A 3,417-nucleotide genomic window follows, 5' to 3' on the forward strand; every position below is an offset into this window, starting at 1 on the left:
CAGGAGGAAGAGAAGAAGAAGCAGGAGGAAGAAGAAGCAAGACGAAAGAAAGAAGAGGAGGAGAAGCAGAAGCAACTTACGCTCAACCCTACTTCAATCACGTTGACGTCTCTTCAAACAAAGAACGTAGAGATTAAGAACGGAACGGCACCATACGAAGCAAAGGTTGCTAATGACGAGATTGCCCGTGTAAGGGTGGATAATAAAGATAACTATATCGCTGTTACTGGCTTAAGAGAGGGTACGACAGAGATTGTGGTAACCGACAAGAATATGAAAACAGGAAAGGTGACTGTTACGACGCGCAATCCTCAACCCATCACGGTAAGCAAGGCTAACGTGACATTGTCGGTTGGCAAAAGCGAGCGTGTAAACATTCAGTCGGGACGCTACCCTTATAAGGCTGTGGCCGCAGATAAAAGTGTTGTTGAGGTGTCTGTTACGGATGCAACGATAACAATAAAGGCCTTGAAGGAAGGAAGAACGGATGTGACTGTGACGGACAAGGTCGGTGCTAAGGGACGCATAGCTGTTACGGTGTCGAAATAAGTTTAGTGGTTAAATATATTGGTGTGTTGTGTTTACACACCCCTCCTCCCCCTCTTCAATGCATGTTTCTACAAGTATTGTTGAGGGGTTTCTTTTATTTTTAGCCAAATGGGTTGTTAGATCCAAAACGTGTTTTTTAAAATTTAGGGAATTTCAGTTAATTCACTCCAGAACCTCCCAAGAGCATCCATAAACTGCATTCTTTTTACTCTAAAATTTCACCTCTCATCAATAGATTAAATAAAATGAAAAAAAGAGCTATTTTCTACCCTATTCTCTTGATGATACTCTTACACACAACAGGGTGTAAAACCTTAGTATCACATAGAACGAGTATGAAAATTATGACATACAATGTTGCTATCTTTATGAGAGATTCTATGTATCCTCTCAACTATAAAAATATTGCTGCCGGCATACATGAGCAAAAAGCAGATGTGATTTGCCTTAACGAACTTGACAGCATGACAACAAGAACCCAACATGAATACCAATTAAAACAATTAGCCTCATTTTTCCCAACATACGAATACAAATTCGCTAAAGCTATGGATTATCAAGGTGGCAGTTATGGTGATGGCATCCTCTATAGGGCAAAGTGTGTAAACCAATATACAATTCCATTGCCTAAAGCAGAGGGAACAGAACCTAGAGTAATGGCCGTTATAGAGACTCCGTCTTATATCATTGCTTCTGTACACTTAGACGTAGAGGAGAAAGCCCATCAAGCCCAAATAAATGCAATTAACAACTTCTTCGCCACACATTTTAAACATAGCGATAAACCCATCTTTTTAGGAGGGGATTTAAATGCACATCCACTCTCTGAAACTTTAAAAACATTCGGACTCGATTGGGTAGTATTATCTGAGCAGTCTCCGACTTATCCTGCACTTGCGCCCAATGAATGTCTAGATTATATACTTTGGTATAAACATTCACGCAAGGTGAAACTACAGCAAACCCAGGTTATCAAAAATTTTAAGAGTAGTAATATCAAAAACTCTTCTGACCATTTACCGGTTATGGTCGAAGTCATTTTCTAAAAATCAATTCATTATTCATGAAAATACGCCGCTTTTTATTCTGCTCTATACAACATTATGCCTCTTCATACTTGGGCATGCAGTTTCTTATGCTCAAAAGGTTGACTATCGAGTAATCCCTATTCCTAATACAATACAACCTATTCAAGGAAAGGGATTCTTACTAAATTCAAAAGTCAATATATGTATTCAAACTAAGCATCATTCATTGAACAAGTATGCAATCTTTCTTTCAAATTACTTAAAAGAGCAACACATTATCATCTGTAATCGACTCAACCCTCGGTCTAAGGTGTAGTTCGTTCCATTTCATGGCACGTTTTCTCGCCATGGCAGAGCTTAAGTAAACTTAGCTCTGCTCATCTGGCTTAACGAAAACCTTCGGTTATCAGTACAACGAAATCATCCGTTCTCTCATGAGTATCTACTTCTGTGGCGGTTCATGTACCCCAGGATGTCACTACTCATTTGATGAACCACCTCTCGCCTCATCCGACACTTCGCACTTGTAGCTCTGATACTATCCTCAGAGCGATAAAGGAGTTGACGAAAGAAAAAAAAGTTTGGCTTCCCGAAAGAAAGCTGTTCTTTTGAAACCCTACAATCTCCTACTTTAGATATTCTTCACACAAGGCGACCCACAGCGAGGCACCTATGGGAAGGATTTCCTGATCGAAGATGTACTTAGGATTGTGTACCATAGGCGTTTCACCATTACCTAACATGATGTAACTTCCTGGTCGTTCTTGCAACATAAAGGCAAAGTCTTCACTGCTCATCACCGGCTTGCAAGGGTACACTACATTTTCCTCTCCAAAATATTTGCGTGCCACTTCGGCAGCAAAAGCTGTTTCTTCGTGCGAATTGACAAGTACTGCTCCGGGTTGTCCTTCTTTTATTTCATATTTACATCCAAAGCATTCTGCTTGGGCAGAAGTGATCTCACGAATACGTTGCAACACCAGCTTACGCCCATCGGGCTGCATGTTGCGCATAGACAACTTGAGTACAGCTTCGTCTGGAATAACATTTCCTGCATTACCTGCTTGGAATGAGCCGATGGTGACCACGCCATTATTCCAAGGAGAGAGGTTGCGTGCTACAATCGTCTGTAGTGCCATCACCAAAGAAGCACCCGCAACGACGGGGTCAATGCTTAATTCGGGCATAGAACCATGACCGCCACGCCCCATTAAGCGTATCTCCCAATTATCTACAGCCGACATTGTTTCTCCATCATGGAAATGCAGAACCCCCTTTGGTAGCCCTGGTACATTGTGTATGGCATATATTCTATCGGCATTAAACTTCGTGAAAAGTCCATCATCTATCATCGAAGGACCGCCCTGCATGGTCTCTTCGGCAGGCTGAAAATAGAAGTAAACGGTACCATTAAAATGCTTTGTGTCTGCCAGATACTTAGCTGCCCCAAGTGCCATAGCACTGTGACCGTCGTGTCCGCAGAGATGAGAAATACCGTCATGCCTACTTTTATAAGGTAGGTTATTGATTTCTTGAATAGGGAGGGCATCCATGTCGGCTCTAATACCTATTTTCTTCTTTCCATCGCCATGCCTTAGTACACCGACCACCCCCTCAATGCCATGTTTTCCTACATGTTCATGAACCTCGTAGCCCATATTCTTTAGCAGATCGGCAACATACTTGCCTGTATTTACCTCTTGGGTAGATAGCTCAGGCTCTTGGTGCATCGCTTCCATCCACTGTTTCATCAGTGGCAACATAGCAGCCAATTCTTTCATTGGCTTTACGTTCATTTTACTCATATCCCTTAATTCCGCAACACTATTATAAATTAAAC

3 protein-coding genes and 1 pseudogene are annotated in these 3,417 nt (G+C 41.7%); 3 read left to right on the plus strand and 1 reads right to left on the minus strand.

The window, feature by feature from the left end; all coding sequences use genetic code 11:
• The 3 genes and pseudogenes from HMPREF3034_RS06515 to HMPREF3034_RS12285 all read left to right on the plus strand — a co-directional run.
• Nucleotides 1-549, plus strand: a 549-nt coding sequence (locus HMPREF3034_RS06515) for a pilus assembly protein N-terminal domain-containing protein (protein WP_062434186.1), incomplete at its 5' end; no start/stop codon positions are given.
• Nucleotides 550-884: 335 nt separating this feature from the next.
• Nucleotides 885-1,595: an endonuclease/exonuclease/phosphatase family protein gene (locus HMPREF3034_RS06520; protein WP_052052787.1), complete on the plus strand. Its 711-nt coding sequence runs from the start codon at nucleotides 885-887 to the stop codon at nucleotides 1,593-1,595.
• 374 nt (nucleotides 1,596-1,969) lie between these two features.
• Nucleotides 1,970-2,150 (plus strand): annotated as a pseudogene (locus HMPREF3034_RS12285) (IS1380 family transposase); the annotation flags it as partial.
• Nucleotides 2,151-2,203: 53 nt separating this feature from the next.
• On the opposite strand, the gene HMPREF3034_RS06525 reads toward HMPREF3034_RS12285, so the two are convergent.
• Nucleotides 2,204-3,373 carry a M20 aminoacylase family protein gene (locus HMPREF3034_RS06525; protein ID WP_062434190.1) on the minus strand — a complete coding sequence of 390 codons (1,170 nt, stop codon included), beginning with the start codon at nucleotides 3,371-3,373 and terminating at the stop codon, nucleotides 2,204-2,206.
• Between the last annotated feature and the right edge of the window lie 44 nt (nucleotides 3,374-3,417).

Origin of the sequence: Prevotella sp. DNF00663 (assembly GCF_001553265.1) — a bacterium.
Taxonomy (GTDB): Bacteria; Bacteroidota; Bacteroidia; order Bacteroidales; family Bacteroidaceae; genus Prevotella.

Coding starts and splice junctions, on each gene's coding strand:
- HMPREF3034_RS06520 (WP_052052787.1), top strand. CDS start 885: ATGAAAATTATGACATACAATGTTGCTATCTTTATGAGAGATTCTATG.
- HMPREF3034_RS06525 (WP_062434190.1), bottom strand. CDS start 3,373: ATGAACGTAAAGCCAATGAAAGAATTGGCTGCTATGTTGCCACTGATG.